General features: G+C 73.0%; 13 protein-coding genes. 8 read left to right on the top strand and 5 right to left on the bottom strand.

Annotation, left to right across the window (positions count from 1 at the left end):
- Positions 1-41 precede the first annotated feature (41 nt).
- Complete coding sequence (locus J2S41_RS24675; protein ID WP_310370930.1) at positions 42-623, top strand: ArsR/SmtB family transcription factor; 582 nt, start codon at positions 42-44, stop codon at positions 621-623.
- Positions 620-1,906, top strand: a complete 1,287-nt coding sequence (locus J2S41_RS24680; protein ID WP_310370932.1) for an MFS transporter — start codon at positions 620-622, stop codon at positions 1,904-1,906. Before J2S41_RS24675 ends, J2S41_RS24680 begins: the two co-directional genes overlap by 4 nt.
- Here the strand turns inward: J2S41_RS24680 and leuS are convergent.
- Positions 1,890-4,739, bottom strand: a complete 2,850-nt coding sequence (gene leuS / locus J2S41_RS24685; protein ID WP_310370934.1) for a leucine--tRNA ligase — start codon at positions 4,737-4,739, stop codon at positions 1,890-1,892. The two genes, J2S41_RS24680 and leuS, sit on opposite strands and share 17 nt — an antisense overlap.
- Before the next feature lie 402 nt (positions 4,740-5,141).
- On the opposite strand from leuS, the gene J2S41_RS24690 reads away from it, so the two are divergent.
- Genes J2S41_RS24690 through J2S41_RS24700 form a run of 3 tightly spaced genes read left to right on the top strand, consistent with a single transcriptional unit; the run spans position 5,142 to position 9,964 of the window.
- The gene (locus J2S41_RS24690) at positions 5,142-6,197 is read left to right on the top strand and encodes an AAA family ATPase (protein ID WP_310370936.1); all 1,056 of its coding nucleotides are present in this window, start codon (positions 5,142-5,144) and stop codon (positions 6,195-6,197) included.
- A gap of 3 nt (positions 6,198-6,200) precedes the next feature.
- Positions 6,201-7,496, top strand: a complete 1,296-nt coding sequence (locus J2S41_RS24695; protein ID WP_310370937.1) for a DUF58 domain-containing protein — start codon at positions 6,201-6,203, stop codon at positions 7,494-7,496.
- Complete coding sequence (locus tag J2S41_RS24700) at positions 7,493-9,964, top strand: transglutaminase TgpA family protein (protein ID WP_310370938.1); 2,472 nt, start codon at positions 7,493-7,495, stop codon at positions 9,962-9,964. The genes J2S41_RS24695 and J2S41_RS24700 overlap by 4 nt, the downstream gene beginning before the upstream one ends.
- Positions 9,965-10,379: 415 nt before the next feature.
- Here the strand turns inward: J2S41_RS24700 and J2S41_RS24705 are convergent, their stop codons facing one another.
- The gene (locus J2S41_RS24705; RefSeq protein ID WP_310370940.1) at positions 10,380-10,763 is read right to left on the bottom strand and encodes an SCO2097 family morphological protein; all 384 of its coding nucleotides are present in this window, start codon (positions 10,761-10,763) and stop codon (positions 10,380-10,382) included.
- A gap of 117 nt (positions 10,764-10,880) precedes the next feature.
- The gene (locus J2S41_RS24710) at positions 10,881-12,140 is read right to left on the bottom strand and encodes a DNA polymerase IV (RefSeq protein WP_310370942.1); all 1,260 of its coding nucleotides are present in this window, start codon (positions 12,138-12,140) and stop codon (positions 10,881-10,883) included.
- Positions 12,141-12,248: 108 nt separating this feature from the next.
- On the opposite strand from J2S41_RS24710, the gene J2S41_RS24715 reads away from it, so the two are divergent.
- Positions 12,249-12,917: a TetR/AcrR family transcriptional regulator gene (locus tag J2S41_RS24715; protein ID WP_310370944.1), complete on the top strand. Its 669-nt coding sequence runs from the start codon at positions 12,249-12,251 to the stop codon at positions 12,915-12,917.
- Positions 12,914-14,521: an MDR family MFS transporter gene (locus J2S41_RS24720; protein WP_310370946.1), complete on the top strand. Its 1,608-nt coding sequence runs from the start codon at positions 12,914-12,916 to the stop codon at positions 14,519-14,521. Before J2S41_RS24715 ends, J2S41_RS24720 begins: the two co-directional genes overlap by 4 nt.
- 34 nt (positions 14,522-14,555) lie before the next feature.
- On the opposite strand, the gene J2S41_RS24725 is transcribed toward J2S41_RS24720, so the two are convergent.
- Positions 14,556-15,722, bottom strand: coding sequence for an alkaline phosphatase family protein (locus J2S41_RS24725; protein WP_310370947.1), 1,167 nt, complete (start codon positions 15,720-15,722; stop codon positions 14,556-14,558).
- Entirely contained in the window at positions 15,719-16,426 is a 708-nt protein-coding gene (locus J2S41_RS24730; RefSeq protein ID WP_310370949.1) for a methyltransferase domain-containing protein, read from the bottom strand. Before J2S41_RS24730 ends, J2S41_RS24725 begins: the two co-directional genes overlap by 4 nt.
- A gap of 110 nt (positions 16,427-16,536) precedes the next feature.
- Here J2S41_RS24730 and J2S41_RS24735 point away from each other — a divergent pair, with 110 nt between their 5' ends.
- A complete protein-coding gene (locus J2S41_RS24735) occupies positions 16,537-16,938 on the top strand; it encodes a VOC family protein (RefSeq protein ID WP_310370951.1) in 402 nt (133 codons plus the stop codon).
- Positions 16,939-16,982 lie beyond the last annotated feature (44 nt).

A 16,982-nucleotide genomic window follows, 5' to 3' on the forward strand; every position in this document is an offset into this window, starting at 1 on the left:
AAGTCTTGCGCAACTCTTCTTGTGCGTGTCAGGGTGGTCGCATGACGATCGATGGCGTACGCAAGGTCGACGATGCGCGGGTGCTCGCCGCGCTCTCCCATCCGCTCCGCCGCCGGCTGATGGACGTGCTGAAGGTGGACGGCCCGGCCACGGCCAGCGCGCTCGCCGCCGCCACCGGGCAGGCGGTCGGCAACGTCAGCCACCACCTCAAGGTGTTGCGCGAGTGCAACGTCATCGAGGAGGTGCCGGAGCTGGCCCGCGACCGGCGGGAGCGCTGGTGGCGGCTGGTCAGCCGGGGCCTGCGGTGGAGCACGTCGGACTTCCGGGACGACCCGGCGACGGAGGCGGTCGCGGAGGCGGCCCAGTCGATGAACCTGGACTACCACGTCTCGCGGGTCCGGGCCTGGTACGCGGCCGGCGAGGAGGAGCGCGCGCACTGGCGCGACACCGCGTTCAGCGGCGACCAGTGGCTGCGCCTGACCCCCGCCGAGCTGGCCGAGCTGGAGGCGGAGATGCTGGGCGTGATCGAGCGCTGGCGGTCCCGGGAGGTCCCGGACGACGGCGCCGAGCGACGCCCGGTCTACGTGTTCGCGTACGGCGTGCCCGGGACGCCGGGCCAGTGACCCGCGACTTCCGGCTGTACTGGATCGGCCAGACGACCAGCCGCTTCGGCAGCTCGGTCACCACGGTGGCGCTGCCGCTGGTCGCGATCACGGTGCTCGAGGCGAGCACGTTCCAGGTGGCGGTGCTGGCGGCCACGGTGTGGCTGCCCTGGCTGCTGGCCGGGCTGCCGGCCGGCGTGCTGGTGGACCGCTCCGGGTCCCGGCGGCGCATCATGATCGCCTGCGATCTGGTGGCGGCCGCGCTGTTCGTCAGCGTGCCGGTGGCGGCCTGGCTGGGCGCGCTGACCATCGCGCACCTGCTGGTCGTGGCGCTGCTGACCGGCCTGGTGTCGGTGTTCTTCGAGACCGCCGGACAGGTCTACCTGGCCGAGCTGCTGCCCGCGGAGCGACTCACCGCCGGCAACGCCCGCCTGGTCGGCGCGGACTCGGCGGCGAAGGTGGCCGGTCCCGGCATCGGCGGCCTGACCGCCCAGGCGTTCGGCGCGGTGACCGGCCTGCTGGTGGACGCCGTGACGTTCGTGGTCTCGGCCGCGTGCATGCTGGCGGTCCGGCACCGGGAGGCGCCCGCCGGCCGCGCGGCGCCGGACCCCGGCGCGGTCGTGGAAGGGCTGCGATTCGTGCTCCGGGACCCGCTGCTGCGCGTGATGACCGGGTACGGCGCCGCCGCGAACCTGGCGCTGAACGGCTACAGCGCGATCCAGATGCTGTTCCTGGTGCGGGAGAACGGCGCGAATCCCGGCCTGGCCGGCGTGCTGATCGCGCTGATCTCCGCGGGCGGCGTCGCCGGTGCCGCGGTGGCCGGGCCGCTCGCCCGGCGGTTCGGCACCGCGCGCACGATGCTCGGCCTGCACCTGGTGACCGCGCCGTTCGCGCTGCTGGTGCCGCTGGCCCGGCCGGGCGCCGGGCTGGTCCTGATCGTGGTGGGCGGCGTGGTGATGACCGCCGGGATCGTGGCGGGCAACGTGATCAAGGGGGCGTTCCGGCAGGCCTACGTGCCGCGGCACCTGCTCGGCCGGGTGACCACCAGCATGCAGTTGCTGAACTACGGCGCGATCCCGGCCGGTGCGCTGCTCGGCGGCGCGCTGGGCACCGCGCTGGGCCTGCGCCCCACCATGTGGATCATGGCGGCGGCCGTCACGGCCGCGAGCGGGCTGCTGTTCATCGGGCCGCTCAAGCACCTGCGCGACCTGCCGGCCGAGCCGGCCACGCCACGCGCGAGCGAGGGGGTGCTCGCGCCGGACGAGCCGGCGCGAGCACCACAGGGCGTCACAGCACGACGCTGACCATGCGGCCCTTCACCACGATCACCTTGCGCGGCTCCCGGCCGCCCAGGTGGTCGCCGGCCGCGGCCAGCGCGGCCGACCGTACCGTGGCCTCGTCCGCGTCCGCGGCGACCTCGACCTTGCCGCGGACCTTGCCGTTGATCTGGATCGGGTACGTGACGGTGTCCGCGGCCAGCAGCGCCGGGTCCGCGACCGGGAAGTCCGCATAGGCCAGCGAGTCGCCGTGGCCCAGCCGGCCCCACAGCTCCTCCGCCAGGTGCGGCGCGAACGGCGACATCATCAGCACCAGCGGCTCGATCGCCTCACGCGGCGCGGCCGGCAGCCCGGTCAGCCCGTTGGTCAGCTCGATCAGCTTGGCGATGGCGGTGTTGAAGCGCAGTTCCTCCATGTCGCCGCGGACGCCGTCGATCACCTTGTGCAGCAGCCGCCGGGTCTTCTCGTCGGCCGGGTCGTCGGTGACCCGGACCGCGCCGGTCTGCTCGTCCACCACCAGGCGCCAGGCGCGCTGCAGGAACCGCTGCGAGCCGATCACCGCGCGCGTCTCCCAGGGGCGGGAGACGTCCAGCGGGCCCATCGCCATCTCGTACACGCGGAACGTGTCGGCGCCGTAGGTCTCGCACATCTCGTCCGGCGTGACCACGTTCTTCAGCGACTTGCCCATCTTGCCGTACTCGCGGGTGACCTTCTCACCGTTGTAGTACCAGGCGCCGTCCCGCTCCACGACCTCCTCCGCGGGCACCGCGATGCCGCGGGCGTCGCGGTACGCGTACGCCTGGATGTAGCCCTGGTTGAACAGCTTCCGGAACGGCTCGCGCGAGGAGACGTGGCCCAGGTCGAACAGCACCTTGTGCCAGAAGCGCGCGTACAGCAGGTGCAGCACCGCGTGCTCGACGCCGCCGACGTACAGGTCGACTCCCCCTGGATCATCCGCGTCCTGGTCTCCGCCTTTCCGAGGACCCATCCAGTACGCCTCGTTGGCCGGGTCGACCAGCGCCTTGTCGTTCTTCGGGTCCAGGTAGCGCAGCTCGTACCAGCAGGAACCGGCCCACTGCGGCATGGTGTTGGTCTCGCGCGTGTAGCGCTTGGGACCGTCGCCCAGGTCCAGCTCGACCTCGACCCACTCCTTGGCGCGGGACAGCGGCGTCTCCGGCTCGGAGTCCGCGTCGTCGGGGTCGAACGTGCGCGGCGAGAAGTCGTCCACCTCCGGCAGCGCGACCGGCAGCATCGACTCGGGCAGCGCCACCGGCAGCCCGGTCTCGTCGTAGACGATCGGGAACGGCTCGCCCCAGTACCGCTGGCGGCTGAACAGCCAGTCGCGCAGCCGGTACGTGGTGGCGCCGGCGCCGTGGCCCCGCGCCTCCAGCCAGGCGATCATGCGAGCCTTCGCGTCCGCGACGCCCAGGCCGTTCAGGTCCAGATCGCCGTCGGTACGCGCGGAGTTGATCGCCGGGCCGTCGCCGGTGAACGCCTTGCCGTCGAAGTCCGACGGTGGCGCAACGGTCCGGATGATCGGCAGGTCGAAGGCCTCCGCGAACTCCCAGTCGCGGGTGTCCTGCGCCGGCACCGCCATGATCGCGCCGGTGCCGTACCCGGCCAGCACGTAGTCCGCGATGAAGACCGGCACGCGCGCGCCGTTGACCGGGTTGACCGCGTACGAGCCGGTGAAGACGCCGGTCTTCTCCTTCGCGTCCGCCTGCCGCTCCTCGTCGGTCTTGGCCGCCGCCTTGGCCCGGTAGTCCGCCACCGCCTCGGCCGGCGTGGCGTGCCCGCCGGTCCACGCGTCCCGGGTGCCGTCCGGCCAGGAGGCCGCGGTCAGCGACGACACCAGCTCGTGCTCCGGCGCCAGCACCATGTAGGTCGCGCCGAACAGCGTGTCCGGCCGGGTGGTGAAGACCTTGATCACGGCGCCGGACTCGGTGGCGAAGTCGACGTGCGCGCCGGTGGAGCGGCCGATCCAGTTGCGCTGCATCAGCTTGACCGGCTCCGGCCAGTCCAGCGCGTCCAGGTCCTCGATCAGCCGGTCGCCGTACGCGGTGATCCGCATCATCCACTGCTTCAGGCTGCGCTTGAAGACCGGGAAGTTGCCGCGCTCGCTGCGCCCGTCCGGCGTGACCTCCTCGTTGGCCAGCACGGTGCCCAGGCCGGGACACCAGTTGACCGGGGCCTCCGACACGTACGCCAGGCGGTGATCGTCAATGATCTTCCGCTTCTCGACCGGGCTCAGCGAGGACCAGTCCACCCCGCGGGCACCGGTCTCGAACTCGGCGATCAGCTCGGAGATCGGCCGCGCCTTCCGCTGCGCGGGGTCGTACCACGAGTTGAAGACCTGCAGGAAGATCCACTGGGTCCAGCGGTAGTAGTCCACGTCGGTGGTGGCGATCGTGCGGCGGTTGTCGTAGGCCAGGCCCAGCCGGCGCAGCTGCGCGCGGTACCGCTCGACGTTCGCCTCGGTGGTGACCCGCGGGTGCGTGCCGGTCTGCACCGCGTACTGCTCCGCGGGCAGGCCGAACGCGTCGAAGCCCATCGGGTGCAGCACGTTGAAGCCGGTCATCCGCTTGTAGCGGGTGTAGCAGTCGGTGCCGATATAGCCCAGCGGATGGCCGACGTGCAGGCCGGCGCCGGACGGGTACGGGAACATGTCCTGCACGTGCAGCTTCGGCGCCCCGGCGCGCGGGTGCGAGACGTCGGCCAGTTCGCCCACCGGGTTCGGCGCGTCGAACGTGCCGCGCGATTCCCAGAAGTCCTGCCACCGCAGCTCGATCTCGCCGGCCATCGCGGCCGTGTACCGGAACGGGGGGGTATCCGCCGCCGTGGTCTCGGCTGGCTCACTCATCGTCAGTCACCTCAGAAGTCACGAATGTCGGGAGTCATCTTCCTCGGGGCATAAAAAAGCCCCTCACGCAGGAGGGGTGGCCGTGCGATCCGGAAGTGATCGGATCAGCACGGCTGACTAAGAAGCTGCGTCGGCATCCGCCGAGGATGGGGCAGGAAGGTCCCGGTCATAACCGGCAGTATAGCGCCGCGCCCGCCGATAGCACGCTGTAGTTACGGTGTCGGCTGGGAGTCCGATAACGGGGAGGTCTCGGCGATCGGCATCGACCGGGCTAGCCTGTGTGAAGCGGGCGGACCATGTCCTCGCTCCCGCGAACCGAAATTCGTTCGCGCCTGCGAACCAGATTGCGGGTCCGGTGACTCTTAGGGGTCGTACGGGGCCCGTCGTTGAGGAGGATTGCCCGTGTCCGCACCTACCTGGGACGAGCTCGGTGGTCCGCTGCCGAAGAACGAGTTCAAGATTGCCAGCGAGGCGATCGTCTCCAATATCGAGCAGGTGATCGAGGGCAAGACCGCGACCGTGCGGCTGGCCTTCGCCGTGCTGCTCGCCGAGGGCCACCTGCTGATCGAGGACGTCCCCGGTGTCGGCAAGACCAAGCTGGCGAAGACGCTGGCCCGCACGATCGACTCGTCGGTGCGCCGCATCCAGTTCACGCCGGACCTGCTGCCCAGCGACGTCACCGGCGTGAGCATCTACAACCAGGAGACGCACGACTTCGAGTTCAAGCCGGGCGCGGTCTTCGCGAACCTGGTGGTCGGCGACGAGATCAACCGCGCCTCGCCGAAGACGCAGTCCGCGCTGCTGGAGTGCATGGAGGAGCACCAGGTCACGGTCGACGGCGTCACGTACGAGCTGCAGACGCCGTTCATGGTCATCGCCACCCAGAACCCGATCGAGATGGAGGGCACCTACCCCCTCCCCGAGGCGCAGCGCGACCGGTTCACCGCCCGGATCGCCATGGGTTACCCGAACGCGAAGGCAGAGCTGGCCATGCTCGACGGCCACGGCGCCCGCGACCCGCTGACCGGGCTGAAGCCGGTGGCGGACGCGGCCACCATCCGCCGCATGATCGCCACGGTACGGAACATCCACGTCGCCGACGCCGTCAAGCAGTACGCGGTCGACCTGGTCAACGCCACGCGTGAGGCCCCGGACGTGCGCCTCGGCGCCTCCCCGCGCGCCACGCTCCAGCTGCTGCGCACCGCGCGCGCCGTGGCCGCGCTGGACGGCCGCGACTTCGTGCTCCCGGACGACCTCCAGGTGCTCGCCGTGCCGGTGCTGGCGCACCGCATCATCCCGACCGCGGACGCGCAGCTCGCCCGCCGCACCACCGACGCGATCCTCGCCGACCTGGTCCGCCGGCTGCCGCTCCCGCACGACCGGGGCCGCTCGCCGTACGACACGCGTCCCCCGGTCGCCGGCGACGACCGCAGCCGGTACGAACCGAGAGGCCTGTAGCTTATGCGCGAAGCCCTGCGCGGACTGACCACGCGCGGCCGCTCCTTCCTGGCGGCCGGGCTCGCCGCGGCGCTCTCCGCCGTGGTGCTGGGCGAGCGGGACCTGCTCCGGGTCGCGATCCTGCTGGTGGCCCTGCCGCTGATCGCGGCGATCTACGTGGGACGCAACCGGTACCGGCTGGCCTGCACCCGCTCGCTCGATCCGCAGCGCACCCCGGTCGGCGGCAACGCCCGCGTGGTGCTGCGCCTGCAGAACATGTCCCGGCTGCCCACCGGCACCCTGCTGCTGGAGGACCGGCTGCCGTACGCGCTGGGCAGCCGTCCCCGCGTGGTGCTGGAGCGGCTCGCGGCCGGCCAGGCCAGCTCGGTCGGCTACACCGTGCGCGCGGACCTGCGCGGCCGCTACCAGGTGGGCCCGCTGATCGTCCGGCTCACCGACCCGTTCGGCCTGTGCGAGCTGATCCGCGCGTTCCCTAGCACCGACCGACTCACCGTGATCCCGCAGGTCACGCCGCTGCCGTCGGTGCGCCTGACCGGGGAGTACGCGGGCACCGGCGAGAGCCGCGCCCGCTCCGTGGCCGTGCACGGCGAGGATGACGCGGCCACCCGGGAGTACCGCCACGGTGACGACCTGCGCCGGGTGCACTGGCGCTCCACCGCGCGCAAGGGCGAGCTGATGGTCCGCCGCGAGGAGCAGCCGTGGGACAGCCGGGCCACGGTCGTGCTGGACACGCGCGCGAGCGCGTACCGTGGTGAGGGCCCGACCGCCAGCTTCGAGTTCGCGGTCTCCGCGGCCGCCAGCATCGCGCTGCACCTGCGCCAGGCGGGTTACAAGTTGCGGCTGGTGACCGGCGCGGGCGCGGACATCGACGCGTCCGAGGCGTCCGGCGAGGGTGTGCTGCTGGACCACCTGGCCGAGGTGAAGCCGCAGACCGGCGACGTCGCCTCGCTGATCGAGAACGTGCGCGGCCGCTCCGACGGCGGCCTGATCATCGCGCTGCTCGGCTCGCTGACCGCCGGTGAGGCGGAGGTTCTGGCCCGGCTGCGCGGCAGCAACGCCACCTGCATCGGCTTCCTGGTGGACAGCTCCACCTGGGTGAACCTGCCGCCGGAGGCGCGGGCCGAGGCGGACGCGGCGCAGAACGCGGCCGCGCTGAGCCTGACCCGCAGCGGCTGGCGCGTGGTGGGCGTGAACCATGGCGCGAAGCTCGCCGGGCTGTGGCCGCAGATCGGCCGCGGCACGCAGGGCTTCGCCTACCGGGCCACGATGGCCGAGACGGTGGCGGGAGGACGCAGATGAGCGGCAGGCGACGGCTCGGACTGGTGGCCGCGGCGGCGACGCTGATGGCCGCCGCGCCGCTGTCCACGATCTACGACCGGTGGACCTGGCTGATCCAGTGCGTGATCGCGGTCGGCATGGTGTGCGGCGCGGCGACGCTGTCCCGCTCGCTGCGCGCGCCGGTGTGGGTGCAGGGCCTGGCCATGGTGGCCGGCCTGCTGCTGATCACCACGTGGCTGTTCCGCAGCGGGGACGAGTTCCTCGGGCTGCTGCCCTCGCCGGCGACGTTCACGCACTTCGGCGCGCTGGCCACCCAGGCGGTGGAGGACATGCGCGGGTACGGCATCCCGGTGCCGGACCGGGACGGCCTGCTCTTCCTCACCGTGGTCGGCGTCGGCGGCGTCGCGATCCTGGTCGACCTGCTCACCGTCGGCGTGCGCCGGCCCGCGCTGGCCGGCCTGCCGATGCTCGCCATCTACTCGGTGCCGGTGGCGATCTACCCGGAGAGCGTGCCCACGCTGCCGTTCGTGATCGGTGCGGTCGGCTACCTGTGGCTGCTGGTCGCGGACAACGTCGAGCGGGTGCGCCGGTTCGGCCGCCGGTTCACCGGCGACGGCCGGGACGTGGACGTCTGGGCGCCGTCCCCGCTGGCCGCGGCCGGTCGCCGGCTCGCGGTGGTGGGCGTGGTCGCGGCCGTGGCGGTGCCGCTGGCGGTGCCCACGTTCAGCAGCGGGCTGCTGACCAGGCTGACCCAGACCACCGGCGCCGGTGAGGGCGCCGGCACCGGCCGCGGCGGCAGCGCCGGCAAGATCGACCTGTTCGCGGCGCTCAAGGGGCAACTGCAGAACACCGAGACGATCGAGTACCTGACCGTCACCACGAACAATCCGGCCCCGTACTACCTGCGGTTCGGCGTGGCCGACAACCTGACGCCGGAGGGCTTCCGCAACCAGGCGCCGAACGGCGACCCGGCCAACCGGCGGATCTCGCCGCCGATGGTGGCCAGGTCCGGGCTGGAGCAGCGGGAGTACTCCGCGAGCATCACGGTCAGCGAGCGCTTCGAGATGCCGATGCTGCCGGTCTACGCGAACCTGACGAACGCGGGCGACCTCGACTCCGGCTGGTTCTACGACGACTCGTTGCAGATCGTCTACTCGAACCGGCGGACCGCGAAGAGCGCGGAGTACTCGTTCACCTACGTCGCGCCGGAGTACACCGCGGAGGCGCTGCGCGGAGCCCGCGACCTGGACCCGGACAGCGTGATCAGGCAGCAGTACACGCAGAAGCCGCAGCTCACCGCGGAGCAGCAGGCCGAGGTGAAGAACATCGTCGAGGGCGAGATCAAGGGCGCCACCACGCAGTACGACAAGGTGCGGGCGCTGTACGACTACTTCTCCCGGGAGAATGGCTTCTCCTACAGCCTGAGCACCGAGACCGGCTCGACCGGCTCCGACCTGCTGGACTTCCTCGACCGCCGGACCGGGTACTGCCAGCAGTACGCGACCGCGCTGGCCTGGCTGCTCCGCGACGCGGGCATCCCGGCCCGGGTGGCGTTCGGATTCACCCGCGGCACGCCGTCGGGCGACCCGAACACGTACACGCTGACGAACCAGAACGCGCACGCCTGGACCGAGGTCTACTTCGAGGGCTTCGGCTGGGTGCCGTTCGACGCCACGCCGGCGCAGGCCGTGCCCGGTGCCGCGCGCGGCGACTGGGCGCCGGACGTGGACGCCACCCAGGCGCCCACCGCGTCCGCGGGACCGACCACGAGCACGTCGCCCGGGGCCGCGTCGAGCGCGGCGCCGGGCGAGCGCCCGGACCGGGACACCGACGAGGACACCGCGGACGCCGCCGGCGTGATCACGCCGCAGGGCCCGCGCTGGCCGTGGTACCTGGCCGCGGGCACGATCGTGCTGCTGGCCCTGCTCGCGGTGCCCGCGCTGCTCCGCTCCTCGGCCCGGCGCCGCCGGTCCGCCCCGGCGTCCGTCGCCACGGTCACGGCCGCCGGCCCGGAGGAGCCCGGCCGGATGTCGCTCCTGGGCCCCTCGCCGGAGCTGGAACGGTCCCGGCGGGACGCGCACGCGGCCTGGGCCGAGATGCTGGACACGATGATCGACTACCGGGTCGAGGTGAACCCGGCCGAGACGCCGCGCAACACGGTGGACCGGCTGACCCGGCAGGAGTCGCTGACGCCGGAGGCCGCGTCCGCCGCCGCGCTGCTGGGCAGCGCCGAGGAGCATGCCCGGTACGCCCGCACGCCGCTGACCGGCACCGACCTGGGCGGCGCGCTGGCCCGGCTGCGGCAGGGGCTGTCCGTGCACACCACCCGCCGGGTGCGGATGCAGGCGGTGCTGATGCCGCCGTCCGTGCTGCGCCGCTGGAAGACCGGGATCGGTGACCGGTACGCGGCCGTGGTCGGCATGTTCGGCCGCTGGCGCGACGCGACGCTGCGGCTCAGCCCACGGCGGCTGCTCGCCCGCTCCCGCTGAGCACACACGCCGAGGGGCCCCGGGTCGCACCGACCCGGGGCCCTCGTTTCGTCGTATCCGGAACTTCAGGTCCCGGTCAGATGCGGTACGCCCGACTCCGCCACGATGATCCCGCGGCCCTCGCCGCCGACAACTCCACAACGACGTCCCACCCCACTCCCCCGCTCGCGTCGGATCGGCGCGAGAGGTCCGCGTCGGATCGCCGGCCGGGGTGGCGCGAGGGTCCGGCCGAGGTTGACGCGGGAGATCGGGTGCGGGTGCAGCTCGATGTGCGTGAGACGGCCGCCCGGTGCCGGACGGCCGATTCACGTGCGATCAACAGGACCTGCCGAGCTGGATCGCCGCGGTGCCCTGGACAGGCGTCCGGGCCGGTTCGCACCGGCCCGGTCTCGTCGCCTGTGGGTGCCGGCGCCGGTCAGCGATGTCCCTCGGGACGCTGACGCCAGCGCTCCTCGAGCCGGTCGATGAACGACAGGCGGCGTTGCCTGGTGCGGCGGCTGGCGGTGCCGCCGACGACGTGCAGGTCCGGCGATTGGGACTTACGGTACGACGTCATCGCGAACGCCGCCGCACCGAGCATGACCACAAACCCGGCCACGCCGAGCAGCGGAGTCCTGATCACCGCACCATAGACAAGCAAAGCGAGCCCGGCAATGATCGCGACAGCGGCGACGATCAGACGACGTCGCGCCTGAAAGCGCGGATCGCTGGCGCGCACCGCCGAGGCGAATTTCGGGTCCTCGGCCAGCGACCGCTCGATCTGATCGAACAGCCGCTGCTCGTGCTCCGAGAGCGGCACGGCACTCCTCCCCGGTCAGCTGTGCCGGCCCGGGGTGGGCCGACAGACCGTGGCAGCCGATGAGGCTGCTTACCCGCCAGTCTACGAGGGGTGCCGCGATGCGGAAAGCGGGACGACTCACGGTCGGGAGGGATTTTCGGGCCGTCGCTGGTCGGCGCCGCCGAGGAGACTCGCCGGGCGGATCACCGCGCCGCCGAACCGGGCCGCCGCGGCATCGATGGCGGTCTCCGCCTCGCGCCAGCCGTGCGCGGGCGCGCCCAGTTCCGGTTGCCGGGCCGCGGAGGCGCCGTCCACCAGGCCCTCGACCCGCACGCCGACCAGCCGGAGCGGGCCGGGATGCGGCATAGCAGCGTAAAGCGCCCACGCGGTATCGAAGATCTCCCGGGCCACGTCGGTCGGTGACGCCAGCGTGCGGGACCGGTTGAGCGTCTGAAAGTCGGCCCGGCGGATCTTGATGGAGACCGTCCGGCCGGCGTGCCCGGCCGCGCGCAGCCGCGTGGCGACCCTGCCGGCGAGCGCCAGCATCGTCTTCCTGATCTCGCCCCGGTCGGTTAGATCAGTGTCGAACGTCACCTCCGCGCCGATCGACTTGTCGACGTGCTCCGGCTGGACCGCGCGCGGATCGCGGCCCCACGCCAACTCGTGCAGGTGCGCCGCCGCGGCCTCGCCGACCGCGGAGCGCAGCAGCGAGATCGGTGCCTGCGCGAGGTCGCCGACCGTGCGCAGGCCGAGCCGTTGCAGCGTCTCCGCGGACCGCTCCCCCACGCCCCAGAGCGCGGCGACCGGCAGCGGGTGGAGGAACTCCAGCACCAGGCCGGACGGGATGACCATCAGGCCGTCCGGCTTGCCGCGGGTGGAGCCCAGCTTGGCCAGGAATTTGGTGGGCGCGACGCCGACCGTGCAGGTCAGGCCCAGCTCACCGGCGACCCGGGCGCGGATCTTGGCGGCGATCTCGGCCGGGCGGCCGAGCAGCCGCCGGGCGCCGCCCACGTCGAGGAACGCCTCGTCCAGTGACAGCGGCTCGACCAGCGGCGTGGTGTCCCGCAGGATTCGCATGACCGCGCGGGAGGCGGCCGTGTAGGCCTCGAAGTCGGGCGAGAGGAACACCGCGTGCGGGCAGAGGGCGCGGGCCCGGGTCATCGGCATCGCGCTGCGCACGCCGAACTCGCGGGCCTCGTAGCTCGCGGAGCTGACCACGCCGCGGTTGCCGAGCCCGCCGACGATCACCGGCTTGCCGCGCAGCGCGGGACGCCGGTGGATCTCGACGGACGGATAGAACGCGTCCATGTCGACGTGCAGGATCGGGCAGCCGGTGTCGTCCGCGTCCGCCCCGAAACGCGGGTCCCGCTCGCGGCCCACCGACTGACTTCGCCCCATGGGCGACACGCTAGCCGTACCCCCTGACATTCGTTGGAACGGAGCATGTGCTCCGGTTCACCGCGAAAATGCGGAGCACTTGCTCCGGTAAGCGGATAGCGTGTCGGCGTGACCGTCCCGACCACCGCCACCGCACGGCCGCAGCGCCGGGACGCCGCGCGGAACCGCGAGCAGATCCTGGCCGCGGCCACCGCGGCGTTCGCCGAGCGCGGCGCCAACGTCGACGTGCGGGAGATCGCCCGCGCCGCCGGCGTCGGCATGGGCACGCTCTACCGGCACTTCGCCACGAAGGACCACCTGCTCGGCGCCGTGATCAAGCGCGACTTCGACGCCTGGATGGACGAGGCGCTGCGGGCCGCCGAGCGAAGCGACCCGTGGGCCGGCCTGGAGGCGTTCCTGGAGGACGCGCTGGCCCGGCAGAACGCGGACCGCGCGCTGATGGACGGCGTCTTCCGGGTGCTGGCCACCACGTCGCTGCTGGACGACTGCCGGTCCCGGATGAGCGAGGTGATCAACCTGCTGCTCGACCGCGCGCACGCGGCCGGGGTGCTCCGCCCGGACGTCGGCGAGGCGGACATCGCGCTCACGCTGATGTCCATCGGCAAGATCATCGAACTCACCGAGGCCGGCCGGCCCGGCCTGTGGCGACGCCAGCTCCGGATCACGCTGGACGGCCTGCGCGCGGACGGTCACACCCCGATCTCCGAACCTCCGATCACCATCGCCGACCTCGACGCCGCGGTCTGCCACTCGATCCCGCCCCTGGAGAACCCATGACCACCGCCCCACCCGCGCCGGACGCCACCGCCGGCGGCGCGGTCGCCCCACGCATGACGAAGCGCCAGATCAACGAGGCGCTCACCGGCCTGATGATGGGCATCTTCGTCTCCATCCTCGCCTCCACGGTGGTGGCCAACGCGCTGCCGCGGGTCATCTCCGACCTGGGTGGCAGCCAGTCCGTCTACACCTGGGTGGTCACCGCCGAGTTGCTGGCGATGACCGCGACCGTCCCGCTCTGGGGCAAGCTCGCCGACCTGTACAACCAGAAGCTCCTGATCCAGCTGTCGCTCAGCCTGTTCGTGGTCGGTTCGCTGCTGGCCGGGTTCGCGCCGAACAGCGAGGTGCTGATCGCCAGCCGCGTGGTGCAGGGCATCGGCGCCGGCGGCCTCACCGCGCTGGTCCAGGTGGTGATGGCCGCGATCATCCCGCCGCGCGAGCTGGGCCGGTACTCCGGCATCTTCGGCGCGGTGTTCGCGACCGGCACCGTGGCCGGCCCGCTGATCGGCGGCGTGCTGGTCGACACGGACTGGCTCGGCTGGCGCTGGACGTTCTTCTTCGGCGTGCCGTTCGCCCTGCTGGCGATCGTCCTGCTGCAGAAGACGCTGTCGCTGCCCACGGTCGGCCGCCGGGTCAAGGTGGACTACCTCGGCGCGTTCCTGATCATGGCGGGCGTCTCCACGCTGCTGATCTGGGTCACGCTGGCCGGCAACACCTTCGCCTGGGCGTCCTGGTGGACCGCGGGCCTGGTCACCGGCGGGCTGGTGCTGATCGCGCTGGCGCTGGTGGTCGAGTCCCGGGTCGAGGAGCCGATCATTCCGCTGGACATCTTCCGGTCCCGCACGGTCAGCCTGAGCACGCTCGCCAGCCTGCTGGTCGGCGTCGCGATGTTCGGCAGCACGGTCTTCCTGTCGCAGTACTTCCAGCTCTCGCTGGGCAAGTCGCCGACCGAGGCCGGGCTGCTCAGCCTTCCGATGATCTTCGGGCTGATGGTCTCGTCCACGATCGCGGGCGCGCTGATCACCAAGACCGGGAAGTGGAAGGTGTACCTGGTCGCCGGCGCGGCCATCATGATCGCCGGCCTGGGGCTGCTCAGCACGATCGGCGCGGGCACCAGCCTGTGGGTGCTCGGCGCGGAGATGGCCGTGCTCGGCGTCGGCGTCGGCCTGCTCATGCAGAACCTGGTGCTGGCCGCGCAGAACGACGTGCCCGCGCACGAGCTCGGCGCCGCCACGTCCGTGCTGTCGTTCTTCCGTAGCCTCGGCGGCTCGGTCGGCGTCAGCGTGCTCGGCGCGATCCTGGCCAACCGGGTCGCCGGGAACATCGAGGATCAGCTCGGCCCGGCCGCGGCGGCCGCGCCGGGCGGTGCCGGGCACGGCGCGGTACCGGACCTGTCCACGCTGCCGCCGGAACTGCTCGCGGTCATCCAGAACGCGTACGGCGCGGCCACCGGCGACCTGTTCCTGGTGGCGATCCCGTTCGCGGTGCTGACGCTGATCGCGGTGCTGTTCATCAAGGAGACGCCGCTCAAGACCACGAGCGGCCTGGACCGCCTGGCCGAGGAGGGCCACCAGGCCCCGGCCTCGCCGGCCGTACCGCACTGACCGGCGGTAGGGGCCGGCCGACGCCGCCCGGCCCCTACCGCTTCGTGATCACGAAGAGGGGTACGGACATCTCCACGGCCGTGTTCGACCCGTGGAACGCGATCAGCTCGGAGACCGCGCGCGGCTCGTGCGCGGTCGCCAGCACCACGGCCCGGTCCCGCATGGTCACCACCACGTCGCCGATCCGCGCCAGGTGCCGCTCCGGCACCGGGCCGAACCAGCCGGCCGCCACCGCCTCGGCGCGCGTGACCACCTCCGCGTCCGCGCCCAGCACGGCGCGCCAGGCCGCGACCACGTCGTCCGCCGCGCCCGGCTCCACGTGCAGGTAGCGGACCCGGGGCTCGCCGGCCACGTACCGCACGCCGGCCGACAGCCGCGGGTCGGCGTCCAGGTCGTACCGCCGGTCCGGTGGCACGTCGAACTGGCCGTGGTCCGCGGTCACCAGCAGCGCCGCGTCCGCCGGCAGGCCGTCCGCGAGGCGGGTCACCAGCGCGTCCACGTCCGCGGCCGCGGCCGCCCACTCCGGCGAGGTCAGGCCGGACTCGTGGCCCGCCTTGTCCAGGTCGCGGAAGTAGCCGGAGACCAGCACCGGCGGGTCACCGCCGGACAGCGCGCCCAGGATCTCGGTGACCAGCTCGTCCACGTCCGAGGCGCCGCGGAACGCGCCGCCCCGGTTCGCGGCCGTGGTCAGGCCGCTCCCCCGGAACTCCGGCCTGGTCACCGACGTGGCCCGCACCCCGGCCGCGACCGCGCGCTCCAGCCCGGTCGGCAGCGGCTGGAACGTCGCCGGGTCCGGCTCGTCGCTCCAGCGCAGCAGCGGCAGCACCCGGTCGGTGCCGGGCAGGTGCAGCGAGATGCCGAGGACGCCGTGCTCACCGGGCGGCGCGCCGGTGCCCAGCGTGACCAGGCTGACCGGCGTGGTCGACGGGAAGCCCGAGGTCAGCGGCGTGTGGTGGCCGAGCCGGCCGGCGCTCAGGTCGGCGACCGTGCCGCCGATCGCGGACGCGGCCGGCAACTGGTACGTGCCCAGCCCGTCCACCAGGAGCACGGCCACCCGCCGCACGCCCGGCAGCCGGTCGCGCAGCGCGAGCGGGTCCGGCGAGCCGGGCACGCCCAGCACCGCGAGCGCGGACGGCATCACGTCGGCGAGGCTGGCCCGGCCGTACGCCGGCCGCACCACCTCGAACGGGCCGGCCGTCACTTGCGCGCGAACAGGTGCAGTTGGGCGGCGAGGTCCCGGTACGGCGCGTGCGCCGCCGCGGCCAGCTCCAGGTCCAGCAGCGCCTGCGGGTCCGCCTCCGCCACCGCGGCCGGGAGCAGGTCGGCGAAGACCCGTACCCCGTGGATCTGCTCGACCGTCAGCCCGGCGGCCTCCAGCAGCGCGGTCGCGCTCGCCGCGTCGTAGCGGCGGCGCAGCGTGTCCCGCGGCCCCGCGCACCCCGCCGGATCCGACAGCACCCGGGCCGCCGCGTCCAGGTGGCCGTTGACCGCGCGGCCCAGCACCGCCGCCGCCCGGCCCGCGACCAGCAGGCTCACCGCGCCGCCCGGCCGCAGCGCGGCGGCGACCGCGGCCACCACGTCCGCCGGATGGTCCACGACCTCCAGCACCGCGTGGCAGAGCACCAGGTCGGCGGCCTCGTCACCGATCAGCCCGGCCAGCGCGTCGCCGTCGCCCTGGACCGCCCGCACCCGGTCGGCCACGCCCGCGTCGGTGGCCCGGCGGACCAGCGTGGCCAGCGCGTCCGGGCTGGCGTCCACCACCGTGACGCGGTGGCCCAATTCGGCCAGCGGCACGGCGAACCCGCCGGTGCCACCGCCCACGTCGAGCACGGTCAGCTCACGGCCGCCGGCCCGGCGCAGCTCACGGCGCAGCGCCTCCCAGACGGCGGCGGTGCGAGGTGTCATCGGCGGTCCCAGGGTCGGTGTGCGCTCCACCTCACCGAGACTAGGGCATGGTGCCCCCGGCCCGGCCGTCACTCGCGGCCCGGCCGCCGCGCGTGCATAGGGTGACGGTCATGACCGATCGACAGTCCGTACGCCAGCTGCGCCTCGTCGTCACCGCCACCGACTACCAGGAGGCGGTCCGCTTCTACCGGGACGTGCTCGGCCTGCCCGAACAGGCCGCGTTCTCCTCCGAGGACGGCCACGTGACCATCCTGGACGCGGGCCGCGCCACGCTGGAGATCACCGATCCGCGGCACGCCGCGTACATCGACGAGGTGGAGGTGGGGCGGCGCGTCGCCGGTCACATCCGGGTCGCGTTCGAGGTGGACGACTCGGCCGCCGCGACCGCCACGCTGGCCGCGGCCGGCGCCGAGGTGATCGCGCCACCCACGGTCACGCCGTGGAACTCGCTCAACGCCCGGCTCGACGGCCCGGCGAACCTCCAGCTCACCCTCTTCGAGGAGCTGTCCTGACGGCCGCGGCCGGGACCCTGACTAGGCTGGCCCGGTGCCGCTGA

The organism is Catenuloplanes atrovinosus, assembly GCF_031458235.1.
Lineage (GTDB): Bacteria > Actinomycetota > Actinomycetes > Mycobacteriales > Micromonosporaceae > Catenuloplanes > Catenuloplanes atrovinosus.